The organism is Mesorhizobium hawassense, from assembly GCF_003289945.1.
GTDB classification, from domain to species: Bacteria; Pseudomonadota; Alphaproteobacteria; order Rhizobiales; family Rhizobiaceae; genus Mesorhizobium; species Mesorhizobium hawassense.
Map to the genome: position 1 here is coordinate 1 of NZ_QMBP01000013.1, position 23,616 is coordinate 23,616.

At 63.6% G+C, this 23,616-nt stretch carries 22 protein-coding genes, 1 other RNA gene and 1 pseudogene; 15 read left to right on the top strand and 9 right to left on the bottom strand.

The window, feature by feature from the left end:
* Nucleotides 1–721, top strand: a pseudogene (locus DPM33_RS23790) (IS630 family transposase); the annotation flags it as partial.
* A gap of 31 nt (nucleotides 722–752) precedes the next feature.
* Here the strand turns inward: DPM33_RS23790 and DPM33_RS23795 are convergent.
* From DPM33_RS23795 to DPM33_RS23805, 3 genes are all read right to left on the bottom strand, one after another.
* Complete coding sequence (locus tag DPM33_RS23795) at nucleotides 753–1,133, bottom strand: hypothetical protein (RefSeq protein ID WP_112099854.1); 381 nt, start codon at nucleotides 1,131–1,133, stop codon at nucleotides 753–755.
* A gap of 13 nt (nucleotides 1,134–1,146) precedes the next feature.
* Nucleotides 1,147–2,325, bottom strand: a complete 1,179-nt coding sequence (locus tag DPM33_RS23800; protein ID WP_112099855.1) for a lytic murein transglycosylase — start codon at nucleotides 2,323–2,325, stop codon at nucleotides 1,147–1,149.
* A gap of 182 nt (nucleotides 2,326–2,507) precedes the next feature.
* A complete protein-coding gene (locus DPM33_RS23805; RefSeq protein ID WP_112100031.1) occupies nucleotides 2,508–3,299 on the bottom strand; it encodes a glycoside hydrolase family 25 protein in 792 nt (263 codons plus the stop codon).
* A gap of 288 nt (nucleotides 3,300–3,587) precedes the next feature.
* Between DPM33_RS23805 and DPM33_RS23810 the strand changes: the two genes are divergently transcribed.
* The gene (locus tag DPM33_RS23810; protein ID WP_112100032.1) at nucleotides 3,588–4,970 is read left to right on the top strand and encodes a serine hydrolase domain-containing protein; all 1,383 of its coding nucleotides are present in this window, start codon (nucleotides 3,588–3,590) and stop codon (nucleotides 4,968–4,970) included.
* 31 nt (nucleotides 4,971–5,001) lie between these two features.
* On the opposite strand, the gene DPM33_RS23815 is transcribed toward DPM33_RS23810, so the two are convergent.
* The 5 genes from DPM33_RS23815 to DPM33_RS23835 form a co-directional block, all read right to left on the bottom strand.
* Complete coding sequence (locus DPM33_RS23815) at nucleotides 5,002–5,310, bottom strand: HigA family addiction module antitoxin (protein ID WP_112099856.1); 309 nt, start codon at nucleotides 5,308–5,310, stop codon at nucleotides 5,002–5,004.
* Between the two features lie 8 nt (nucleotides 5,311–5,318).
* Nucleotides 5,319–5,615 (bottom strand): type II toxin-antitoxin system RelE/ParE family toxin, encoded by a 297-nt coding sequence (locus DPM33_RS23820; RefSeq protein WP_112099857.1) that lies wholly within the window; start codon nucleotides 5,613–5,615, stop codon nucleotides 5,319–5,321.
* Nucleotides 5,616–5,751: 136 nt separating this feature from the next.
* Entirely contained in the window at nucleotides 5,752–6,414 is a 663-nt protein-coding gene (locus tag DPM33_RS23825; protein WP_112099858.1) for a class I SAM-dependent methyltransferase, read from the bottom strand.
* Complete coding sequence (locus DPM33_RS23830) at nucleotides 6,411–7,709, bottom strand: BtaA family protein (RefSeq protein WP_112099859.1); 1,299 nt, start codon at nucleotides 7,707–7,709, stop codon at nucleotides 6,411–6,413. Before DPM33_RS23830 ends, DPM33_RS23825 begins: the two co-directional genes overlap by 4 nt.
* 43 nt (nucleotides 7,710–7,752) lie before the next feature.
* Nucleotides 7,753–11,385 (bottom strand): hydantoinase B/oxoprolinase family protein, encoded by a 3,633-nt coding sequence (locus tag DPM33_RS23835; protein ID WP_112099860.1) that lies wholly within the window; start codon nucleotides 11,383–11,385, stop codon nucleotides 7,753–7,755.
* A 177-nt stretch (nucleotides 11,386–11,562) separates the two neighbouring features.
* On the opposite strand from DPM33_RS23835, the gene DPM33_RS23840 reads away from it, so the two are divergent.
* The 7 genes from DPM33_RS23840 to DPM33_RS23870 all read left to right on the top strand — a co-directional run bounded on the left by DPM33_RS23840 (nucleotide 11,563) and on the right by DPM33_RS23870 (nucleotide 15,545).
* Nucleotides 11,563–11,769, top strand: coding sequence for a hypothetical protein (locus DPM33_RS23840; RefSeq protein WP_112099861.1), 207 nt, complete (start codon nucleotides 11,563–11,565; stop codon nucleotides 11,767–11,769).
* Nucleotides 11,770–11,899: 130 nt separating this feature from the next.
* Nucleotides 11,900–12,619, top strand: coding sequence for a J domain-containing protein (locus tag DPM33_RS23845; protein WP_112099862.1), 720 nt, complete (start codon nucleotides 11,900–11,902; stop codon nucleotides 12,617–12,619).
* On the top strand, nucleotides 12,616–13,383 hold the full coding sequence (locus DPM33_RS23850; RefSeq protein WP_112099863.1) for a peptidoglycan recognition protein family protein: 768 nt from the start codon (nucleotides 12,616–12,618) through the stop codon (nucleotides 13,381–13,383). The genes DPM33_RS23845 and DPM33_RS23850 overlap by 4 nt, the downstream gene beginning before the upstream one ends.
* 185 nt (nucleotides 13,384–13,568) lie before the next feature.
* The gene (locus DPM33_RS23855; protein WP_112099864.1) at nucleotides 13,569–14,270 is read left to right on the top strand and encodes a lytic transglycosylase domain-containing protein; all 702 of its coding nucleotides are present in this window, start codon (nucleotides 13,569–13,571) and stop codon (nucleotides 14,268–14,270) included.
* Nucleotides 14,271–14,428: 158 nt separating this feature from the next.
* Nucleotides 14,429–14,825: RNase P RNA component class A (rnpB, locus tag DPM33_RS23860), an RNA gene on the top strand.
* Nucleotides 14,826–14,982: 157 nt separating this feature from the next.
* The gene (locus tag DPM33_RS23865; protein WP_112099865.1) at nucleotides 14,983–15,267 is read left to right on the top strand and encodes a type II toxin-antitoxin system ParD family antitoxin; all 285 of its coding nucleotides are present in this window, start codon (nucleotides 14,983–14,985) and stop codon (nucleotides 15,265–15,267) included.
* Nucleotides 15,264–15,545 carry a type II toxin-antitoxin system RelE/ParE family toxin gene (locus tag DPM33_RS23870; RefSeq protein ID WP_245442346.1) on the top strand — a complete coding sequence of 94 codons (282 nt, stop codon included), beginning with the start codon at nucleotides 15,264–15,266 and terminating at the stop codon, nucleotides 15,543–15,545. The genes DPM33_RS23865 and DPM33_RS23870 overlap by 4 nt, the downstream gene beginning before the upstream one ends.
* 22 nt (nucleotides 15,546–15,567) lie before the next feature.
* Here the strand turns inward: DPM33_RS23870 and DPM33_RS23875 are convergent, their stop codons facing one another.
* A complete protein-coding gene (locus DPM33_RS23875) occupies nucleotides 15,568–16,683 on the bottom strand; it encodes a cystathionine gamma-lyase (protein WP_112099866.1) in 1,116 nt (371 codons plus the stop codon).
* 392 nt (nucleotides 16,684–17,075) lie between these two features.
* Between DPM33_RS23875 and mraZ the strand changes: the two genes are divergently transcribed.
* The 6 genes from mraZ to DPM33_RS23905 are packed head-to-tail and all read left to right on the top strand — an operon-like array spanning nucleotide 17,076 to nucleotide 23,607.
* A complete protein-coding gene (gene mraZ / locus DPM33_RS23880) occupies nucleotides 17,076–17,534 on the top strand; it encodes a division/cell wall cluster transcriptional repressor MraZ (RefSeq protein WP_112099867.1) in 459 nt (152 codons plus the stop codon).
* Nucleotides 17,531–18,547, top strand: a complete 1,017-nt coding sequence (rsmH, locus tag DPM33_RS23885) for a 16S rRNA (cytosine(1402)-N(4))-methyltransferase RsmH (RefSeq protein WP_112099868.1) — start codon at nucleotides 17,531–17,533, stop codon at nucleotides 18,545–18,547. Before mraZ ends, rsmH begins: the two co-directional genes overlap by 4 nt.
* 4 nt (nucleotides 18,548–18,551) lie before the next feature.
* On the top strand, nucleotides 18,552–18,947 hold the full coding sequence (gene ftsL, locus DPM33_RS23890; protein ID WP_112099869.1) for a cell division protein FtsL: 396 nt from the start codon (nucleotides 18,552–18,554) through the stop codon (nucleotides 18,945–18,947).
* Nucleotides 18,944–20,668, top strand: a complete 1,725-nt coding sequence (locus DPM33_RS23895) for a peptidoglycan D,D-transpeptidase FtsI family protein (protein WP_112099870.1) — start codon at nucleotides 18,944–18,946, stop codon at nucleotides 20,666–20,668. Before ftsL ends, DPM33_RS23895 begins: the two co-directional genes overlap by 4 nt.
* Before the next feature lie 54 nt (nucleotides 20,669–20,722).
* On the top strand, nucleotides 20,723–22,177 hold the full coding sequence (locus DPM33_RS23900) for a UDP-N-acetylmuramoyl-L-alanyl-D-glutamate--2,6-diaminopimelate ligase (protein WP_112099871.1): 1,455 nt from the start codon (nucleotides 20,723–20,725) through the stop codon (nucleotides 22,175–22,177).
* Nucleotides 22,174–23,607 carry a UDP-N-acetylmuramoylalanyl-D-glutamyl-2,6-diaminopimelate--D-alanyl-D-alanine ligase gene (locus DPM33_RS23905; protein WP_112099872.1) on the top strand — a complete coding sequence of 478 codons (1,434 nt, stop codon included), beginning with the start codon at nucleotides 22,174–22,176 and terminating at the stop codon, nucleotides 23,605–23,607. Before DPM33_RS23900 ends, DPM33_RS23905 begins: the two co-directional genes overlap by 4 nt.
* The last annotated feature ends 9 nt before the right edge of the window (nucleotides 23,608–23,616 follow it).

A 23,616-nucleotide genomic window follows, 5' to 3' on the forward strand; every position in this document is an offset into this window, starting at 1 on the left:
GACGCCGCATCTGACGCTGCACGGTCTGAAGGATGAGTTGGCCGATCGCGGGGTCAAGGTCTCGCACAATGCGGTATGGCAATTCCTGCGCCGCGAGGGGCTGAGCTTCAAAAAAAACGCTGTTCGCCCTTGAACAGGCACGTGCCGATATTGCCCGTCGGCGCCAGCGATGGCGATCCTGGCAGACAGGCCTCGATCCGCAGTGCCTGGTCTTCATCGACGAGACCTGGATCAAGACCAACATGGCTCCGCTGCGCGGCTGGGGGCCGAAAGGCAAGCGGCTGCGCGGCCTGGCTCCACATGGCCACTGGCGCACACTGACCTTCCTCGGCGACTGCGCTGCGATCGGCTCGCGGCGCCTTGCGTCTTCGACGGGCCAATCAACGGCCAATGCTTCCGCGCTTATGTCGAGCAGCAGCTCGTCACTGTGCTAAAGCCGGGCGATATCGTCATCATGGACAATCTTGGAAGCCACAAGTCAGCGGCCATCAGGCAATTGATCAAGGCCGCCGGCGCCAGGCTCTGGTACCTGCCGCCCTACTCCCCGGACCTCAATCCCATCGAGCAGGCCTTCGCCAAGATCAAACACTGTATGCGCCAAGCGCAGAAACGCACCGTCGAGGACACTTGGCGCCACATCGGCCACCTCGTCGAAACAATCGAGACAGCCGAATGCAGCAACTACTTCGCAAACGCCGGATACGCTTCCGTCAAAACGTGAAAGAGTCTAGGAACATACCGGAGACGGCGGACTACCAGCCTAGCATCTTCACGAAGGCATCGAATTTCTCGATTCCGGACGATGCGGGATAGCGCCTGGTAAATTCGGCCGGTTTGAAGGGCATTGACCGGTAGTCGAATTCCCATTCGCGCTCGGCGAAGTGATAATCCATTCGCAGGTTTTCGCGGTCGAGTTCGATAGGATTGTTCACGCTCACGACCAGCGTGTGCATCGAGGTGAGGGCGTGGAATCTGCCCTCCGCATATGCGGAACGTATGTGGCGAACCAAGTCGACCATCGACTGCTGATCGAACGCGGTCGCTGTGAGAGAGGTATAGAACGCCTCGATCTCGGCCTCGGCGACGCGGTAAGCCGGGTGTAGCTGTTCTTTGAGTCGAAACGGCCCATTCACCGCTCCTGAATGACTACAGCTTCGCCAGCAAGTCCGGCGTCGGCCAGCCATCGACCGGCAACCCGAGCCGCATCTGCTCCTTGCGGATCGCTTCGCGCGTGTTGGTGCCCAGAATGCCGTCGACCGTGCCGACGTCATAGCCCTTGGCTTCGAGCTTGGTCTGCAGCGCCTTCATCTGGTCGCCGCTGAGGCCCTGCTCGGGCGTGCGCGGATCGAATTGCGGCGCGCCGGCAAGACGTGTGGCAAGCACGGCCGCGGTCAGCGCATAGGTGAAGGACTGGTTCCATTCCAGATAGACGTCGAAATTGTCGTAGGTCAGGAAGGCGGGGCCCTTGCGGCCCATCGGCAATGCCAGGCCGGCCTTCAACCCGTTGTCGATGAGCGGGTTGCCGTTGGGTTCGGTAACACCCCACTCAGCCCATTGCGACAGCGGCAGTTTGTTGGTGCGGCCGGTCTGGTCCCACGGCATATCGTCGGGGACGCGCACTTCCTGGACCCAGGGCTGGTCGCGCTTCCAGCCGCGCGACATGATCTTGTTGGCCGTCGTCATGATGACGTCGGGCACGCTGCTCCTGAGATCGACCTTGCCGTCGCCGTCGCCATCGACGCCCTCGGCAAGGTAGTCGGTCGGCAGGATCTGCGTCTGGCCGATCTCGCCGGCCCAGGCGCCCTCGACGTCGGCCGGCAGCACGCCGCGGTCGATGAGCGTCAGCAGCGGCACCAATTGCTGCCGGAAGAGCTCGGGCCGGCGGCAATCATGCGAGAGCGTGACCAGCGCATTCAGCGTGTGGAAATCGCCTTGCACGGCGCCAAAATCGGTCTCCAGCCCCCAGAAGGCGGCGATGATGGCCGGCTGGACACCGAATTCCTTGTCGGCGCGGGCGAAGACGTCGGCATATTTCTTCAGATTGGCGGCGCCCTGCTTCAGGCGATAGCCAGAAATCATGCGGTTGGAGAATTCGGTGAAGGTCTGGGTGAAGACGCCCTGGGCACGGTCGCGCGCCAACGCCCGCTCGTCGATGGCGGCGTCTTCCAGCGCGTCTAGGCCGACGGCGCCGACGCCGGCCGCCTTGGCTTCGGCAGCCACGCCCTGCTTCCAGGCCCCGAAGTCGCCACCGCATTCCTGTGCCGCGGCGGGCAGTGCAAACACGCCGACAAACAGCGCCGCCAGGATTTCAACGCGCAATCGCATCGCTTCCCTTTCGAGACCGGCGCATGGCCCCATCGTGACCCCGGACCGGGATCGGACAGGCGCATGCGAGGATTTCAAAGCTCAGGAGCCGCCAGGCACTCGGACGAGTGCGCTGCTCCAGATTACCAGCGGTTGCATGTTTCGCCGCCCGCCGTGTCGAAAAGCAGGCGGGAGATCGGATGTCAACGGGTGTTCTGCCGCAGCCACTTCTTCCAGGCAGCTTCCGAGCCGTTGAAGACGTTGATGTCGGATTTGCCGGTCATGCCGGGCACGATGCCGGTTCCGGTGTACTGCCAGAACGTGAAGGGATGGCTGCCATATTTCTCACGCGGGTGGCCCGCGACCGAGCGCAGCCAGTAGGGATAGCCGCGGAAGGTCGCCAACTGGTTGTCGTCGAAGAAGTCGATGGAGGTGTAGATGATCGGCTTCTTGCCGTAATGCCGCCCGACGATTTCGAGGAAGGTGGTCATCTCCGCGCGCACCGTCGCCGGGTCCGGCCGCAGCCTGCAGGTCGGCGATTTCGGGTTCCATTCCATGTCGAGCACCGGCGGCATCGCCGACGGGTCTCTCGGAACATTGGCGATGAACCAGCGCGCCTGGGTCTCGGCGGGCGTGCAGAAATAGAAGAAATGATAGGCCGCGCGCGGAATTCCGGCGGCACTGGTGCGCGCCCAGTGCTCGTTGAAATATTCGTCGAAGCGGTCGCCGCCTTCCGTCGCCTTGATGAAGGCGAAGGAGATCCCGCTGGCCCTGGCCGCCGGCCAGTCGACCGAGGTTTGGTATTTGGAAACATCCGTGCCGTGGATGGCGTAGTTCCACGGCGCGCCGCTGTCCCATTCGTGCGGCTTGGAGTCCTCGAATTTGGGCGCGCGCACGGCAACCGTCTGCGCGGAAGGCGACAGCGGCGAAAGATCGTCCACCGTTGAGCAGGCGCCCAGCAGCGTCAGCATCAAGATGGCCGCAAGACGGCGCATGGCATTCCCCAAGCCGGGTTCAGCCGGCCGCTGATGGGTCTTTGCAGATGGCCGTTGCTTGCGCAGGCCCCCTCCGGACGGTCGCCCCACAGGACCGCCCTAAGCCTCATTGTCTGTCCGTGTCGTTGTCCCAAAACCGCTGCGCACTTTTGGGCGACATGAAACCAGTTGATCGCCGAACATGGTTGATAATCCATTGACGGTGCTCGACGACGCAGATGATTTTGCGGAGGCAATGGCGGCAAATCGATGACATAAATCGTGCCGGCGAATCCAAAGGCGGAAAAGATGCGGGCTGTCGTGAAGTTCATCAAATGGCTGCTCGGCCTCGTGGTCCTGGCGGTGGCAGCACTTTTTGCCTGGCTCTATTTCGCGCCGCCGGAACTGATCCGCGTCGGCTCCGGCTATTCGGCCAAGATCGTCTGCTCGAACGTCTTCATCGCCGGACGCGACGCCAACCAGGTCCTGGCCGTCGACGTGCAGGCGCCCGGCCATCCGTTGCTAAAGCTGATGAAAGTCTCCGTCGACAAGGAGAGAGGACTGGTTTCGGCCGGCCTGCTCTGGGTGCTCGGCAAAAGCGTCGCGGTGGAGCGCGACGGTGTCGGCTGCGCCTCGGTTCCCGACGGCGACACCGGCAAGGCACGGCAGACATCGCTGCATGCCGGCCCGGTGGATGCAACACAGCCGAACGCGCTTTGGCCCGAGGGTGAGCAGGTAGATCCTTCGCAGAACCCCGAGATCGCAAAAATCGTCGACGACGCGGCTATGACCGGCACCGGCATGCGGGCGATTGTGGTGGTGAAGAACGGCCGCGTCGTCGCCGAGCGCTATGGTGACGGCTTTTCGGCCAAGACGCCGCTGCTCGGCTGGTCGATGACCAAGACGGTGAATGCCGCGATCGTCGGCACGCTGGTCAAGGACGGCAAGATCGCCGTCGACGCCAAGGGTCTGTTCGCGCCGTGGAAGGCCGACGGGCGCGCCGCCATCAGCCTTGCCGACATGATGGCGATGTCGAGCGGGCTGGAGTTCAACGAGGATTATGGCGACGTCGCCGACGTGACGCGCATGCTCTATCTCGAGCCGGACATGGCGCGTTTCGCCGAGGCGAAGCCGCTGACCGGCGAGATCGGAAAGGTGTTTTCCTATTCGAGCGGAACGGCGGTGATGCTGTCGCGACTGTGGCAGGACGCGGTCGGCGACAAAGCCAAGGCACTGGCCTGGCCGCGGGCGGCGCTGTTCGAGCCGCTCGGCATGCACAGCGCCGTGCTCGAAACCGACGAGCAGGGCACCTTCGTCGGCTCGTCCTATCTCTACGCCACGGCGCATGACTGGGCGCGCTTCGGCCAGTTCCTGCTGCAGGGGGGAACCTGGAACGGCAACCAGATCCTGCCCAGCGGCTTCGTCGACTGGATGCGCAAGCCGGCGGCGGCCTCGAAGGTCTACGGCAAGGGTCAGCTCTGGATCGAGGGACCGGGCGACGAGGAAAAGCCTGGCGCGGGCGCGGCCGCCGGCCTGCCTAAGGATACCTACTGGATGGAGGGCCATGACGGCCAGACGGTGGCTATCATCCCGTCGGAGCATCTGGTGGTGGTGCGGCTCGGATTGACGCCGGCCAAGCTCGGCTATCGTCCACAAGCGATGGTGGGCGCGCTGGTCAAGTCGCTGCACTGAGGCATGTGATCGACAGGCGCCGCCAGCTTGTCTATGCGGCGGTCGGCAAAGGTTTGGCGCGATCCACACGCGCCCGCTCGTCAGGCGAGTTCATGACTTGCCAAAGATCGTTGCGGCGCTGGACGTTCAGCCAGAAATCCGGGCTGTTGCCAAACACTCTCGCCAAGATGAGCGCGGTTGCCGCGGTAACGTTGCGGCGGTCGTTGCACAGTTCGTTCACGTGCTTGCGCTGGACGCCCATCGCCTCGGCCAGAGCCGCCTGTGTCAAGCCGAGCGGCTGCATGAACTCTTCCGTGAGGATTTCGCCAACGGTTGCGGGCTTGCGTGCAGTCATCAACATGTCTCACCTCACTTATAGCTATGGTCGTCGAGATAGATGTCCGACGCCTCACCCCGGCTGCCGTCCCAGCGAAAGACCAGCCGCCATTGCTTGTTGACGCGGATGGAATGACAGCCTTCGAGATTGCCGCGCAGCTTCTCGAAATGATTGCTGGGCGGCACCCGCAAATCCTGGTCAGTCGCCGCATCGTCGATCATCTGGAGCTTGCGGAACAAGCGGCTTTCGAGATCGGATGGAATGTTGCGAGAGCGGGTATCGTCCACAAAGAAAGTCCGCAGCCATCCATCTCTGAAGCCGACGATCATCACATGCGCCCGAATGCTGAGCTAATGTACCACTCTTTGGGTCATTCGACAATGCGAACTGTAGCAGCTCCTCTTGCTCCCCCTCACGGCAGGCTGGAACAACGGGCTTTCTTGGGCCGAGGCCCCAAAAGCAGGGTCAGATGATCTTGATGACCGCCAGCCACGCATAACCGCGATAAAGCGTTCTGAAGCGGAAGGTTGCGCCGGCGCGCTGCGATTCCGATTCAAGCACGTCGCGCAGCGCGGCGCGCGGCGTGACATGGAATTTCCGCAGCCAGCCGCGCAGCAGGGAGCGGAACCAGCGCGGCAGGCCTTCCTGCTGGCCGAAATCGACAACATGCAGCGAGCCGCCAGGCGCGAGCGCGGCAATCGCGGCTGAAACCGTCTTCTCCCAGCCGGGGATCATCGACAGCGAATAGGAGACGAAGACGCGGTCGAAGCGCTCGATGCCGAAGAGAGCCTTGGCGTCAAAATCAGTGGCGTCGCCGCGCGCCAGGTTGACCTTGTTGGACAAGCCTTCGCGAGCGGTGGCCGCGCCCGCCGTTTCCAGCATCTCGGCGGAGATATCGAGGCCGAAGAAGTGGGCGTCCGGATAGCGACGGGCGGCGAGCACGATGTTGCGGCCGGTGCCGCAGCCGAGCTCCAGCACGGTGCCGCCTTGCGGCACGTCCAGCCCGTCGATCAGCCTGTCGCGGCCAAGCAGGTAGTATTTGCGGGTCAGGTCGTAGATGTGGCGCTGCCAGCGGTAGACGCCGTCCATCAGTTCGGCATGGCCGGCCGGCAGCTCCGTCGTGCTCATGCGGCGCGCTTTACATAGAGGTGGAAGCCGCCATAGATCGCCGAGCGGTCGCGGGCCGAATATTCGCGCGAGGCCTCGCTCTCGTAAGTCCATTGGTCGAGCAGCGAATTGGAAAGGCGGCCAGGCAGCAGGCTGGGCTCAGCCGCGGTGCGGAAGATGACGCGCGCACCGGTGGAAGCCGTGCGGGTGATCTCGGTCCATAGATCGTTGAGCAGGTCGTCGGTCATCCAGTCCTGCGCGTCGAGCAGCACGAAGCGGTCTACCGTGCCCGCATCCTTGGCGGCCAGGAACTTGATCAGATTGGCGTGGTGGATGGCGACGCGGTCGATATTGTCGCGGATCGTCTTGTAGTTGCGCTGTTCCAGATAGGCGGGCAGCGCTGCTTCGCCGGGTTGCGGATAGCGGCGGGCGAAGGCCTGCCAGGCGAAATAGTTGTTTTTCAGCGGGAAGTCGCAGGCGAGCTTTTCCAGCCGCGCCATCAAGACGCTTGCCATCGAGCCGTCGCCGGAGGTGATCAGCGAGTCATACTGCGCCGGCGGAATGCCGAGGCCGAACAGCGAGGCCTTGCGCGACGTCGCCCAGCGCAACAGCTTCTTGTCGAAGACCGGCGCCAGCTCCTCGTTGAAGAAGCGGCGCTGCTCGCCGATGTTCTCAGCCTTCATGATGCCGGCCGGGTCGACGCCGAACAGCTTGCCGACGCGATGGCCCATGGCGATGAAGAGGCCGAGCAGGCCGGTCTGGTAGAAGTTGCGGTCGAAGACCGAGATGCGGCGGCGGCCGCGCCAGTTGCGGCGCTCCCAGTAATGGCGGCTGACCGCATCCAGATGCGGCGCGATGAAGCGGTCATAGGCGTCCGAATTGTGGCTGGTTCCAGCGGCGCCGAAGAAGCGGAACAGGTCGCCCTGCGACGGCAAATGGCGCACCGCCTCCAGCTTCATGCGGTTTAGCGCGATGTGGGCGGCGTTGAGATCGACGGCGTCGATCCTGGCCGGCGAACGGGTCAGGTAGGCCAGAATGTTGCAGCCGCCCGAGGCGATCGTGACGACCCGGTGGCCGGCGCCGAGCTGCATGGCCTCCATGTCGACATCCGGGTCCTCCCAGATCTGCGGATAGACCAGGCCGGAGAACAGGAAGGCAAAGAGCCGCTCGGAAATGCCGTCCTTCGACAATGCGCGGTTCTGATAGACGGCCTTTCCGACTTCCTTGCCTCGACGATAAACGAGTTCTCCGGATACGTCCGACATGGAAAGGTGATTCCCCGTTTGCGTTGGCGCAAGCGGGTAGCGCAGCGTCATGACAGGCAGGTGACAGCCTGTTGACGGCAGGCTGACGCGAATTTCACACTTTTCCGAACGCTCCGGGCGTCGGCGTGGTGACGATGACGGCTTCGCCGGCATCGAGCGTGGTCTGGTCGCAGGCTTTCAAGACGTCGATTGAGCCGTCGTTGCGCCTGACCTTGGTCGAGCCGGCCTCGCCATCGCCGCCACCGTCGAGGCCCTGGGGCGGTCGGTTACGGTGGGAGGACAGGATCGCGCATTCCATCTTTTCGAGAAAGCGGATGGTGCGCTTCGTGCCGTCGCCGGCGTTCCATTTGCCCTTGCCGCCGGAGTTTTCACGGATGTGGAAGTCCTCCAACACCACCGGGAAGCGCAGTTCCAGCACCTCCGGGTCGGTGAGGCGCGAATTGGTCATGTGGGTGTGGACGCCGGATGTGCCGGCAAAGCCGCGTCCCGAGTTCATCCGGCCGGCCGGCGAGCCGGAGCAGATGGTCTCGTAATACTGGTATTTCCTGTTGCCGAAGGTGAGGTTGTTCATCGTGCCTTGCGCGTTGGCGATCGCCCCCATCGCGCCGAACAGCGCATTGGTGACATGCTGCGAGGTCTCGACATTGCCGGCAACGACGGCGGCGGGGTAGACGGGCTTCAGCATCGAGCCGTCGGGGATGACGATGTTGATCGGCCTCAGACACCCGGCGTTCATCGGGATCATGTCCTCGACCATGACGCGGAAGGCATAGAGCACGGCGGCGCGGGCGACCGGCTCGGGCGCGTTGAAATTGTTCTTCTCGACCTTCGAGGTGCCGGTGAAGTCGACAGTCGCCTCGCGCTTTTGCCGGTCGACGGTGATCTTCACCTTGATCACCTGGCCGGTGTCGGTGGGATATTCGTAAGCCGCGCTGTCGGGAAGCCGCTCGATCACGCGACGAACGCTTTCGGCGGCATTGTCCTGGACATGGCCCATATAGGCCTCGACGACATCGAGGCCGAAATGCGCGACCATCTTGCGCAGCTCCGCCACGCCTTTTTCGTTGGCGGCGATCTGCGCCTTGAGGTCGGCGACGTTCTGGACGGGATTGCGCGCGGGATAGGGGTGGTCGGTGAGCAGGGTCTCCAGTTCCTTCTCGCGGAAGCGGCCGCGATCGACGATGCGGAAATTGTCGAACAGCACGCCTTCCTCATCGACCGTCGTGGCAAGAGGCGTCATCGAGCCCGGCGCGGTGCCGCCGACATCGGCGTGATGGCCGCGCGAGGCCGCCCAGAACAGGATCTCTTTGCGCGCATCATCGAAGACGGGTGTCACCACCGTGATGTCGGGCAGGTGAGTGCCGCCATTGTAAGGCGCGTTGAGCGCGAAGACGTCGCCGGGGTGGATGTCGCCGGAATTCAGGCGGATGATGGTTTCGACGGAACGGTCCATCGAGCCCAGATGCACCGGCATGTGCGGCGCGTTGGCGACCAGCGCGCCATGGCGGTCGAAGACGGCGCAGGAGAAATCGAGCCGCTCCTTGATGTTCACCGAATAGGCGGTGTTCTGCAGCGTCACGCCCATCTGCTCGGCGATCGACATGAAGAGGTTGTTGAAGACTTCCAGCATCACCGGATCGGCCTCGGTGCCGAGCGCGGCGGCACGCGCCTTTCGTTCCGTGCGGCGGATCACGACGTGGTTGAGGTTGGTGATTTCGGCGCGCCAGCCCGGCTCGACGACGATGGTCTGGTTCGGCTCGATGATCAGCGCGGGGCCAGCGATGGTGTGGGATGGCCGCAGGTTTTCGCGGCGATAGACACCGGCCTCATGCCAGCGGCCTTCGGTGTAGAGGCGCCGGTTCTCCAAGGGCCTGGCCTCGGTCCTTGCCGGTCCGGCAGGCGTGTAGGCTTCGGCCTTGTCCTGCCGGGCGGCGTCCATGCCTTCGACGGCGACGGTCTCGACGACGATCGGCTTGTCGTCATAGACGAACCCGAATTGCGCCTTGTGCGCGGCCTCGAAATCGCTTCTGGCGCGGAAGATCGAGCCATGCTCGAAATTCACCGGCAGTGCCGTGTCGGTGCCGTCATAGCGGATATGCAGTACAGGCTTGGTTGAAACCACGTCCTCGGCAATGCCCTGCTCGCCAAGCTCGGCGATCACCTCGCTGCGCAAGGCCAAGATCAGTGCCTCGATAGCCGCACGGGATTCCTCGGCAAGCGGCTGCAGCAAACCCTGCTGGCGGGAGGCGAAGACCGACGACAGGCCGATGCCGTAAGCGGAGAGCAAGCCGGAGAAGGGGTGGATGAGCACGGCTTCCATGCCGAGCGCATCGGCAACAAGGCAGGCATGCTGGCCCCCGGCGCCGCCGAAGCAGTTCAAGAGATATTCCGTGACGTCGTAGCCGCGCTGCACCGAGATCTTCTTGATGGCGTTGGCCATGTTCTCGACGGCGATGGTGACGAAACCCTCGGCGACCGCCTCGGGCGTCCGGCCATCGCCGATTTCGGCGGCAAGTGCCGTGAATTTCCCGCGAACCGTGCCGACATCGAGCGGCTGGTCCTGGCCGGCGCCGAAAATCGCCGGGAAGAAATCGGGCTGCAATTTGCCGAGCATGACATTGGCGTCGGTGACGGCGAGCGGGCCGCCGCGCCGGTAGGCGGCAGGGCCAGGATTGGCGCCGGCGGAATCGGGGCCGACGCGGAAGCGGCCGGCCTCGTAATGCAGGATCGAACCGCCGCCGGCGGCGACCGTGTGGATGCGCATCATCGGGGCGCGGATGCGCACGCCGGCCACCTCGGTGTCGAAGGCACGCTCATATTCGCCGTCGTAATGGGCAACGTCGGTCGAGGTGCCGCCCATGTCGAAGCCGATGACCTTTTCGAAGTCGGCGAGCCTGGCTGTCTCGACCATGCCGACGACCCCGCCCGCCGGTCCCGAAAGCAGTGCGTCCTTGCCCTGGAACATGTCGGCGGCGGTGAGTCCGCCCGAGGACATCATGAACATCAGGCGCGGGCCGGCGCCCAGTTCGCTGGCCACCCGTTGCACATAGCGCGAGAGGATCGGCGACAGATAGGCGTCGACCACGGTGGTGTCGCCGCGGCCGACCAGCTTGATCAGCGGCGAGACCTCGTGAGAGACCGAAATCTGGCTGAAACCGATCTTGCGGCAGACTTTTGCCACGGCTTTTTCGTGTTCCGGGTATTTCCAGGCATGCATGAAGACGATGGCAACCGCGTCGATGCCGTCGGCCTTGGCCTGTTCGATCGCCGGGCGGCAGGCTGCGATGTCGAGCAGGCGCTCGACGCAGCCATCGGCGCGCACGCGCTCGTTGACCTCGATGACCCGCTCATAGAGTTGCTCGGGCAGGATGATTTCCTTGGCGAAGATATCCGGCCGCGCCTGGTAGGCGATACGCAGAGCGTCGCGAAAACCCTTGCTGATGAGGAGCAGCACACGATCGCCCTTGCGCTCGAGCAGCGCGTTGGTGGCAACGGTGGTGCCCATTTTGACGTCGCCGATCGCGTCGCCGGAAATGGCTGCGCCGGCGTTCAAGCCCAACAGGTCACGGATGCCCTGGATAGCGGCATCCGCATAGGCCTCGGGATTCTCGGACAGAAGTTTCCGAGGGTGCAGCCGGCCTTGCGGGTCACGGCCGATGATGTCGGTGAAAGTGCCGCCGCGGTCGATCCAGAAGTCCCATTTCTCTGTCCCCGCTGCTACCGGCATTCTGCTTATCCATTGTGTTTTCAAGCGTATGTTCTGTTAGTTCGGGATATCGGCGCCAGCAATCGCAAGTTGGTGTTACACATCGAAATGCATCGTTACGAAACCGGCCGGCCTATTGGTGCATTTCCTATGCGACCGCTCACCGAAACGTGAGCGTGTGTTGAAGGAGAGATTACCATGAAGAAGCTCATTCTGGCGTCTTTGTCGGCGCTCGCCCTGTTGGGGATCGCGGCTTGTAGCGACAGTGGTACCGACAAGACTACCACCCAAAGCACCAACCCTCCGGCCAACGAGCAGCCGATGAAGCCGGCTTCGCCCGACGCTTCGAAGCCCGCTGAACCGGCTCCGGCAACAAATCCGGCTCCTGCCGCGCCTGCGCAGTGATAGCCGATCAAAGATCCAAAGGAAGGCCGGCATTGCCGGCCTTCTTTTTTGCGCCTGACCGAATAATGGCTGTCACCTGCGGCATCGTCCCGGCTTGATAGAACCGCCCGGTTCGCTCTATGAAGCCGGCATGTCGATTTGGGACCGCCTTGGCGACTTCATCGCTCGTGTTTCGTCATCGGCGTCCTCGGGCGTCGCGGATGTCGTCGAAGCCGTGCGTACCGTGTTTTCCGGCGACCCGGATTTGCGCCGGCGCGTCGCCTTTTCGGTGGCGATGATCGCGCTCTCGGCCAAGATGGCCAAGGCCGACGGCATCGTCACGCAGGACGAAGTGCGCGCCTTCCAGGAAATCTTCGAAGTGCCGCCAAGCGAAACACGCAACGTGGCGCGCCTCTACGACATTGCCCAACAGGATGTTGCCGGGTTTGAGATCTACGCCCAGCGCATGGCGCAACTGTGCGGTTCCGGCCATGCGAACTGCATGATGCTGGAAGACATCCTCGACGGCCTGTTCCACATTGCCAAGGCGGACGGCCTCATTCATGAGCGGGAAGGGCAGTTCCTGCATCGGATCGCCGAGATTTTCCGCATCGACGAGGCGCATTACGAGGCGATCCTGTCGCGGCACGTCAATCTGGGTGCCGCCGATCCTTATGTCGTCCTGGGCATCGAGCGCGGCAAGCCGTTCGAGGAAATCAGGAAACGCTATCGCAAGCTGATCTCGGACAATCATCCCGATAGGCTGATCGCGCGCGGCCTGCCGCAGGAATTCATCAAGATCGCCACGACCAGGGTGGCGGCGATCAACGCCGCCTATGAGATGATCGAGCGGGGCCTCAGGCACGCATGAGCGGCTTCCTGCCCGACCAGCCAGGTGCCGAGGTCCGGGTGTCGCCGAATTTCGGTCCGCGCCGCGAGACGCTCCGGCCCGACATGATCGTCCTGCATTATACCGGCATGGCGACGGGCGAGAGCGCCGAGGCGTGGCTGTGCGATCCGGCAAGTGAAGTGTCCTCGCATTATCTCGTTCATGAGGACGGCCGCATTATCCAGATGGTGCGCGAGAGCGATCGCGCCTGGCATGCCGGCAAGAGTTCCTGGTTCGGGCGAACCGACATCAACTCCTGCTCGGTCGGCATCGAGATCGTCAACCCCGGGCATTCGCTGGGCTACCAGGCCTTCCCGAGGCGGCAGATCGGCGCAGTGATCGATCTATGCGCGGGTATCGTGGGCCGCTATTCCATTCCTGCTGCAAGGGTGCTCGCGCATTCGGACGTGGCGCCGGGCCGGAAGGTCGACCCGGGCGAAAAATTCCCCTGGAGGACGCTGTTCGTCGCCGGTGTCGGTCACCTGGTGCCGGCGGCGCCGATAAGACCGGGCGCTACGCTGAAGGCCGGCGACACCGGCCCCGATGTCGAAGCGCTGCAGTCGATGCTGGCGCTCTATGGCTATGGGGTCGAGATCTCGGGCAATTACGACCGGCAGACGGAAATCGTTGTGGCGGCGTTCCAGCGGCATTTCCGGCGGCGCCTGGTCGATGGCGTGGCGGACAATTCGACGATCCGCACGCTGCAGAGGCTGCTGGCTTCCGCACAGGCGCTTCCGGAAAAATAGCCGCGACAAGTTCCTTAAATTACAATCTGTCACCTAAAGTGAATTGCGCCGCCTTCATTGCCGCCAATTCCACCGCCAAATGCCTCTCCCGCAAGTCGTCGGGCCTCTATCCTCCCGGATGATCCGATATTGAATTGGCGCAGCTGCGTGAAGTTCTTCGCGCGGTTCTAACAGAACAGGAATACATGCAAAGATTGACCGTTGTAGCGGCAGCTGTTGCTGCCGGAGTGATGAGTTTTGCCTTCAATCAAGCCAACGGTGCTCCGCTGAGCCCCAGGGCGGACAACGGCCTCGCAGCCGCTCCCGTGACGACAAAGGCGAGCGCCAAAACTCCAAAAACCGCGAGAGCCGCCCCGGCAAGAGTGCAGAAGGCCGCCGCAACCCGGGTGACAAAATCGACGGCCAAACGCGCCAAGCGCGGCAGAAAGGCCATCGATCTCACCACGACCGCCTCGATCAACCCCGGCAAGACCGCCGCGGCGACGCCCGCTGCCGCCGGCGACGGACAATATTCGGCGATCATTGCCCGCTATGCCGCGAGCTATGGCGTGCCGGTGTCGCTGGCCACGGCCGTCATCAAGATCGAAAGCAACTTCCGGCCGAACATGGTCGGTGGCGCAGGCGAGATCGGCCTGATGCAGATCAAGCCGGCGACGGCGCGCATGATGGGTTACACCGGCTCGGCCAAGGGACTGTACGATCCCGACACCAACATCAAATACGGCATGAAGTACCTTGCCATGGCGCGAGATCTCGGCGGCGGCAGCACCTGCGGCACGATCCTCAAATACAATGCGGGTCATGGCGCGACGCGGATGAACCCGATTTCGGCCGCCTATTGCAGCAAGGTAAAGGTGCAGATGGTGGCGCTGGGCTCGCCGGCCTGAGGCTTATCCACTGAGGCGGATTTGGGCCGCGTGTGTTCATTATCCACTCGTTGTCCCAAAGCCGCCGAGCGCCCTCCGGCCCGGCCTGAGAGCGTTGAATAGGACAAGTCAGCTTTTTCGTTTGCGTTTTCAGGCGGGAATCCCTTTATACGCGGCTGCCAGCTGGCCGGGCGGCCGCACCCGCGAGAGCCGAAAGGCTGCGGGTGAGGAAAGTCCGGGCTCCATGGAGACACGGTGCCGGCTAACCGCCGGCGGGGGCAACCCCAGGGAAAGTGCCACAGAAAGCAAACCGCCACGGCATCCGCCGCGGTAAGGGTGAAAGGGTGGGGTAAGAGCCCACCGCGCGACTGGCAACAGAAGCGGCAAGGTAAACCCCACCGGGAGCAAAACCGAATAGGGGCGGTACGAGGGGAAACCTTCGAGGGCTGTTTCCGGCCCACCGCCCGGGTAGGTTGCGTGAGGCGCATGGCAACATGCGTCCAAGATGAATGGCCGCCACGTTCTCGCCGCGAGGCGAGGGCCATACAGAACCCGGCTTACAGGCCAGCTGGCATTTTTCCAAAGTTTCGATAGCTCCCCGAAATCAAAATGTTACGCCGGAAGGCGTGACTTTTGATTCAGCGTTTGGGTGCAATCCTCTACTACCGCAGCCACCTGTTCCTTGAAGGCGGTGCGATTAAATCGTACCATGACTGAAACACAGGAGCGCATCATGGGTCACGTCGACAAACGCAGCATCACGCTTTCCCCGGAATTGGCGGCCGCTGTGGACGACGTTGTCGCGGCCGGCGAATACGCCTCGGCCAGCGAGGTGATCCGCGATGCGCTCAGGCTATGGAAGGAGCGACGCGACCTGCTCGGCTATACTGTCGAGGAATTGCGCAAGCTAGTGCAGGAAGGGATCGACAGCGGGCCGGCGCTGGATGGGCCGTCGGTCATCGAACGAGCGCGCGCCAAATATCACAAGATGGCTGAAGCGAAAGGCTTCGAAGAGTGAGATATCGGCTGCTTCCTCAAGCGGCGGTCGATCTCGAAGACATCGGCGACTACATCGCCAGCCATAGTCCCAATGCCGCGGTCCGTTTCGTGGATGCAATGGAGAGGAGGTGGAGCTTGCTCGCCCTGCATCCTTTTTCAGGTGCTCCGCGCGACGATATTGCGCCTGGTATCCGCCATCTGGTCGTTGGTGAATATCTTACCTTGTACCGGGGTCAGTCACGATGCGATCGAAATCGTCCGCATATTGCATGGCCGGCGCAAGATCGAAGCGGATGACATGAATTCGTGACAGGTCTGCTCAGCCAGCAATCTCGTCCAGCGACGCCTCGATCGCCTGCCACAACTCTTCGACCGGCTCGCAGCCGATCGCCAGGCGAACGAAGCCCGGCGGCACGGCATCGCCGCGTTTCGAGCGCCGCTCGGCTGACGTATGCACGCCGCCGAAGGAAGTCGCCGATTCAATAAGCGGGCAATTGTCGATGAACGCCTCGGCCTGTTGCTCGGAGGCGAGTTCGAACGAAATCAGGAAACCGAAGCGCTCCATCTGGGCACGCGCCAGATTGTGCGATGCATCGCCCTCGAGGCCGGGAAAGCGCAGGCCACTGACGGCGCGATGATCCTTCAGCCGCCGGGCGATCGTTTCAGCCGACGAGCACATGCGGTCGAAGCGCACTTCCAGCGTTTCGAGGCCGCGATGCACGAGCCAAGCCTCGAACGGTCCGGGGATGCCGCCGGCCGTCTCGCGCCAATCCTTCACCCTGGCGACGATATCGGGATTGCGGCTGGCGACATGGCCGAAGAGCACGTCCGAATGGCCGTTCATCGCCTTGGTATCAGCCGAGACCACGATGTCGGCGCCAAGATCGAGCGGGCGCTGGCCGAAAGGCGTCATCGTCGTGTTGTCGACGATCAAGATCCCGCCTTGCGCATGGACGGCCTTGGCGACGGCGGTGATGTCGCAGATGTCCAGGCGGGGGTTCGACGGACTTTCGACAAAGACCGCCCGATAGCCGGCGAAGCCGCCATCGAGCATGCTTGTGGTCGGCCGTACGTCATAAGCGACGCCGAGCGGTTTCAAGAAACGCTCGGCCAGGGCCCGCGTCGTGTGATAACCGTCCGACGGCAAGAGGATGCGGTCGCCCGATTTGAGCAGCGCGAAAAAAGCCGCTGAAATCGCGGCCATTCCTGAAGGAAAAACAACGCATTGCGCAGCCTCCAGATGGCCTAGCGCATGTTCGACCGCATGCCAGGTCGGGTTGCTGAAGCGGCCATACTGATCGAAGCCGGTCGCGTCGCCCGGCGCGTGGAAGATCGAGGCCATGGTCAGCGGCAAGGGGATAGGGTCGCCCTTGGCGAAATCGGCGCTGCGCAGGTGGGCAAGTGTCGCGGCGCGTGACTTCGCATTGTCTGGCATCAACTTGGTCCTTGGTTAGTCAGAAAGGCGTGGCCGACGCTATGCGCGCCGGCTGTTAGCAGCAAGCCGCGTCTTTTTGGGCCAGAGGGCTCTAAACGGTTCGTTAGGCTTAATGGAGGATAAAGACGAGACATGCCTTCAGCCTGCGCTTTCTGGTTGTGGCACGCGTGTTTGTGATGCCTGTTCCCGTTGACGCCCATAGTGCCCCATGATATCCCATTTACATCAAGCTTTCGTTCCGCGTCAGGGTGAAGCGTACGCCAATCGGGCAGTCGCGGCGGCTGTGCGTTTGTCGGTTTTCGCCTCGGTGAATGAAGCGATCTATCGCGAGCGCGGGGGCGCGCAGAGCAACATGGGAAGGGGTGCGGCGGCGGAAGCGGCTGTAGCGTTCATTGGACCGATTTCTGTCAAATGCGGTGAACAGGATCGACGCGAAGGGGCGGGTGTCCGTTCCCGCGCACTTCCGCGCCGTGGTGCAGAAGCGGGGTTACGCCGAGCTCTACGCGTTGCGCTGCCTGGACCTGCCAGCCATGGATGTCGGCGGGCTCGATCTGCTCGACCGCTACGAGCAGCGGATCGCGCTGGAAGACCCGTTCCAGCAGACTGCGGACGACATGTCGTTCTTCTGTCACGGCGACGGGACGTTTCTGAAGCTGGACCAGGACGGCCGGATCACCATGACCGATTTCATCCGCGAGCATACGGGCATCGCGAACGAGGTGGCCTTTGTCGGCCGTGGCAATTTCTTTCAGGTTTGGGAGCCGGGACGGCTTGCCGCCTATGGGGCGCAAGCGCGGACCAGGCTGTTGCAGCTTCGGCAGGGGACGAAGCCTGGGGAGCGATCGGAATGATGGCTGGCCACGGCGATGATCCTCACGCCGTTGGCGGACTGGCCCGTCACATTCCGGTCCTCCTTGCCGAGGTGCTGGACGCGCTCGCGCCGAGGGCGGGCGAGACGATCGTCGACGGGACATTCGGCGCCGGCGGCTACACCAGCGCCATCCTCGACCGAGGCGCCTCCGTCGTCGCCATCGACCGCGACCCGGACGCAATCGCTGCGGGCAGGGCACTCGAGCAGCAGGCCGGCGGCCGGCTGAGGCTTGTCCAGGCGCCGTTCTCGACACTGGACGAGCATGTCGAGAGCGCCGATGGCGTCGTGCTCGACATCGGCGTTTCGTCCATGCAGCTCGATCAGGGCGAGCGTGGCTTTTCCTTTCGCTCCGACGGACCGCTCGATATGCGCATGGCGCAGGCAGGCTTGAGCGCCGCCGATGTCGTCAACAGCTTCAAGGCAGGCGACCTTGCCCGCATCTTCGGCTTTCTCGGCGAGGAACGTCATGCCGGCCGCATCGCGCGCATGATCGAGAGTCGGCGCGAGAAGAAGCCCTTCGAGCGTACGCTCGATCTCGCCGACGCCATCGAAACGCATATCGGGCGAGGGCCGAAGGACAAGATCCATCCGGCGACGCGCGTTTTCCAGGCGCTGCGCATCTTCGTCAATGACGAGCTTGGCGAGCTGGCGAGAGCGCTGCTGGCTGCCGAGCGGGTGTTGAAACCCGGCGGACGGCTTGCCGTGGTGACGTTCCATTCGCTGGAAGACCGTATCGTCAAGCGCTTCATCGCCGATCGTTCCGAGGCGGCCAGCGGCTCGCGCCACATGCCCGATGCACCCGTGCGCGTCGCGACCTTCCGGAAGGCCGGCGGCGGCGTAACGCCGGGAGAGGCCGAGACAGCGGCCAATCCACGCGCCCGCTCGGCCCGGCTGCGCGCGGCGATCCGCACCGAGGCGCCGGCGCGCACCGGCGATTTTTCGATTTTCGGCCTTCCAAAGCTTCCCGCCGTCGAGCGGCCGGGGGAGAGGTGAGCACGTGTTTCGTACCAGCGACATAGTCCTGATCGCCGTCATGGTCTCGGCCGCGGCCCTGACCTACAAGACCAAGCGCGAAGCCGAAGAGCAACTGGCGGCGGTGCAGAAGATCCAGGCGCAGATCCACTATGAGGAGGAAACGATCGATCTCCTCAAGGCCGACTGGAGCCTGCTCACCCAGCCGTCGCGGCTGCAGAAGCTTGCCGACGTCTATAAGAGCCAGCTCGGGCTGGAACCCGTCAACGCGCACCAGATCGGCGGCCTCGACGACATTCCGGTGAAGCCGTTGACAATCGAGGATCTGTCCTCGCAGCCGCTTGGGGGGATGGCCGACAACTCCGGCAAGGAGCCTTCGGACGACAAGGATCCGGTCGTCACCGGGAGCACCGTGCAATGATCGGCAGGCTTCCAAGGATCGGCAACCTGTTGAAGCGCCGCAACAAAGCAGCCGAGGACGGCTCGATCGTCGTCGACGCCGCCCGCAAGGCGACCGGTGGCAAAGCCAAGACACGCATCGTCATGACGATGGCGGTGTTCTTCACCATCTATTCGACGATTGCCGGCAGGCTCGTCTATCTCGGCATGCAGAATCCGGATCTTTCGGGCGGCCCGGAGAACCGGGTGACGGCGTCGCGTCCGGATATCGTCGACCGCAACGGCGAGGTGCTGGCGACCGACATCAAGACGGCGTCGCTGTTTGCCGAGCCGCGCCGCATCGTCGACGCCGACGAGGCGATCGAGAAATTGTCGACCGTGTTGCCGGAGATCGACTACGAGCAGACCTACCGCAAGCTCAAGAGCGGCGCCGGCTTCGTCTGGCTGCAGCGCCAGCTGACGCCTAAGCAGCAGGCCGACATCATGGCGCTGGGCGTCCCCGGCCTCGGCTTCCGCACTGAAAAGCGCCGCTTCTATCCGAGCGGCGAGACGTCGTCCTACATCGTCGGCCTCACCAACATCGACAACCAGGGCATTTCCGGCATGGAGAAGTATATCGACGAGCAGGGGTTGAGCGACCTGCAGGCGTCGGGTCTGGCGGTGGCCAAGGATCTCAAGCCGGTCAGGCTTTCGATCGATCTGCGCGTCCAGCATGTGGTACGCGACGAGATCGCCGCCGGCCTGGAGCGCTACCGCGCCATCGGCGCCGGCGCCGTCGTGCTGAACATCAAGACCGGCGAAGTGATGGCCATGGCCTCCGTGCCGGATTTCGATCCGAACAATCCTTACAACGCTCAGGAAAAGGACCGGCTGAACCGTATGTCGGCAGGCCTTTACGAGATGGGCTCGACCTTCAAGAGCTTCACCTCGGCCATGGCGCTCGATTCCGGCAAGGCGACGATGAACAGCCGCTTCGACGCTTCGCATCCGATCCGGGTCGGCCATCAGGCCATTCATGACTTCCATGGCAAGAACCGAGTGCTGTCGCTGCCGGAGGTGTTCCTCTATTCGTCCAACATCGGGTCGGCCAGGGAGGCAGAGCTGGTCGGCATCGAAGGGCACCGCGAATTCCTGCATCGCCTTGGCATTCTGGAAAAGATGCAGACCGAACTGCCGGAGATCGCCCGTCCGACCGAGCCGAAGGTCTGGAAACAGGTCAATTCGTTCACCATCGCTTTTGGCCATGGCGTGTCGACGACACCACTGCAGGCGGCCGTCGGCTGCGCGGCGCTGATGCAGGGTTATCTGATCGAGCCGACCTTCCTTGTCCGCACCGAGCAGGACGCAATGGCGGTGGCCAAGAAAGTGGTCAGCGACAAGACGGTCGAAGGCATGCGCTACCTTTACACGCTCAACGCCGAAAAGGGCTCGGCCAGAAACGCCAGGGTTCCCGGCTACCGCGTCGGCGGCAAGACCGGTACGGCCGAGAAGGTCATCAACGGCCGCTACTCGAAGGACTTGAACTTCAATACCTTCGTCGCCGCCTTCCCGATGGACGATCCGCAATTTCTGGTGTTTACGATCGCCGACGCCCCGCACCCGGAAAAGCCCGGCATGACGGACGTTGCCGCCAACAATGCGGGGGTTATCGCCGGCAATATCATCAGGCGTTCGGCGGCCATGCTTGGCGTGAAGCCAGATTTCAGCCATGAAAATGGTGCAACGCTGGTTTCCTATCAGTGATTCTTGGGGCGCGCCGGCAACTGCGCGCTATTTTGTTGCGGTGAACGGGACTCAATGCATCTAAAAGATCTAGCCGGTGTCCTGCCTGTCGAGGGAACAGCTTCCCCCGATCTGGAGGTGACCGGACTTTCCTCCGATTCCCGCCAGGTAAGACCGGGTGTGGTCTTCTTCGCGCTCGCCGGCAGCAAGGCAGACGGCTCGACCTATGCGGCCGATGCCGCCGCCCGCGGTGCGGCGGCGATCGTCACCGGCAAGGGCACGGCAGTTTCAGGCCTATCGATCCCGGTCATCTCCGTCGACGATCCGCGCCAGGCGCTGGCGCTCAGCGCGGCGCGCTTCTTCGGCCGCCAGCCGCAGACCATGGTCGCCGTTACCGGCACCGCCGGCAAGACGTCCGTCGCGGCTTTCACCCGCCAGATCTGGGAGCAAGCGGGTTTTGCCGCCGCCTCGATCGGCACGACCGGCGTGGTGGCGCCCGGCCGCAACGAATACGGCTCGCTGACGACGCCCGATCCGGTGGCGCTGCACCAACTGCTCCGGGAACTGGCGGATGCCGGCGTCACCCACGCCTCGATGGAGGCCTCGAGCCACGGTCTCGACCAGCGCCGCCTCGACGGCGTGAACCTCGCGGCCGGCGCCTTCACCAATCTCGGCCGCGACCACATGGACTACCATCCGACCGTCGAGGATTATCACCGCGCCAAGCTGCGCCTGTTCGACACGCTGCTGCCCAAGGGCGCGCCCGCGATCGTCTTTGCCGACGATCCGTGGTCGGAGCCGACGATCAAGGCCGCTAAGGCGGCCGGGCTGAAGGTGCTGACCGTCGGCCGCCATGGCGATTTCCTGACGCTGAAGCGTGTCGAGCATGAGCGCCATCGCCAGCGCGCCGAGGTCGAGGCCGACGGCGAGCTCTACGAGGTCGACCTGCCTTTGGCCGGCGATTTCCAGATCGCCAACGCGCTGGTCTCGGCCGGCCTTGCGATCGCAACTGGAGCACCTGCCGGCAAGGCCTTGGCAGCATTGGAGAAACTGAAAGGCGCGCCGGGCCGGCTAGACCTCGTCGGCACCACCGGCGCCGGCGCTCCGGTCTATGTCGACTACGCGCACAAGCCGGACGCCCTGGAAAACGTGCTGACCTCGGTCCGGCCTTTCACCACCGGCCGCGTCGTCGTGGTGTTCGGCTGCGGCGGCGACCGCGATCGGGGAAAAAGGCCGATCATGGGTGAGATCGCGACCCGGCTTGCCGATATCGTCATCGTCACGGACGACAATCCGCGTTCGGAAGTGCCCCAAACCATCCGCGCTGCGATCCTTGCCGCCGCGCCTGGCGCCGTCGAGATCGGCGACCGCCGCAAGGCAATCCACGAGGCGGTGGCGATGCTTAGCGCCGGCGATACGCTGATCGTCGCCGGCAAGGGGCACGAGGAAGGCCAGACCATCGGCAGCGAAACTTTCCACTTCTCCGACCATGAGGAAGTGCGCGAAGCGCTGAAGGAGCGCGCCGCATGAGCCTGCCGTGGACGTCGGAAGCGCTGGTCGAAGCCATGGAAGGCAGGCCGATCGGCTCGCTGCCGCAAGGCATCACCGGCATTTCGATCGACAGCCGCAGCCTGGAGCCGGGCAACGCCTTCTTCGCCATCAAGGGCGAGGTGATGGACGGTCATGATTTCGCGACCGCGGCGGTGAAAGCGGGAGCGGCCGTGCTGGTCGTCGCCGAGGGCAAGCTGCCCTCGCTCGGCCGGCTGACGGCGCCGATGATCGTCGTTCAGGATGTGCTTGCGGCGCTCGAGAAACTAGGCGTTGCGGCCCGCGCGCGCTCGAAGGCGAAGATCATTGCAGTCACTGGCTCGGCCGGCAAGACGACCACCAAGGAAGCGCTGCGCCATGTGCTGTCGGCCGTTGGCAAGGTGCATGCTTCGGCGCAGTCGTTCAACAATCATTGGGGTGTGCCGCTGACGCTCGCCCGCATGCCTCAGGATTGCGACTACGCGATCTTCGAGATCGGCATGAACCACCCGGACGAGATCAGGCCGCTGGTCAAGATGGTCAGGCCGCATGTCGTCATCGTGACGATTATCGCCGCCGCCCATCTCGGCTTTTTCAAGAATCTCGATGAGATCGCCAAGGCGAAGGCGGAGATTTTCGAGGGCCTGGAGCCCGGCGGCGCGGCTGTGCTCAACCGCGACGATCAGCGCTGGAAGCTGCTCGAGAAAATGGCGAAGGAAGCCGGTGTCGAGCATATCTTCGGTTTCGGCGAAAACGCACGGTCGACCTTCCGTCTTGCCAACTGTGAGCTTCACCCCGACCATTCCGATATCACCGCCAAGATCGGCAAGCAGGACGTTGCGGCGCGCATCGGCGCGCCTGGCCGTCACATGGTGCAGAATGTGTTGGCCGTGCTGGGAGCCGCAAAGCTTGTCGGCGCCGATCTCGAAAAAGTGGCCGCCGCACTTGCCGATCTCGCGGCGGAACGCGGGCGTGGCCGGCGCCATGTCCTGCATCATCCAAACGGGTCGATCACGCTGATCGACGAGAGCTACAACGCCAATCCGGCGTCGATGGCGGCGGCCATGGCGCTGCTCAACGCAACGCCGGTCTCGGGCGAGGGCAGGCGGATCGCCGTGCTCGGCGACATGCTGGAGCTCGGCAGCCATTCGGCAAAGCTGCACGCCGCACTTGCCGAACTGATCGTCGGCACCGGCACGCGCAACGTCTTTCTCGGCGGCCCGGAAATGCAGGCGTTGGCCGAGGTTTTGCCCGCCGATGTCCAGACCGAGTATCGGTCAGGCGCAGATGAGCTGAAGCCGATCGTGATCTCGGCGCTCAGGCCCGGCGACGTGGTGATGGTCAAGTCGTCGAAAGGCATCGGGTTTTCAAAGCTGGTCGAGGCGTTGCTCGGCAAATTTCCGGCGGAAGCCGCAAACATTGGACCGACCTAGGTCGGGCTC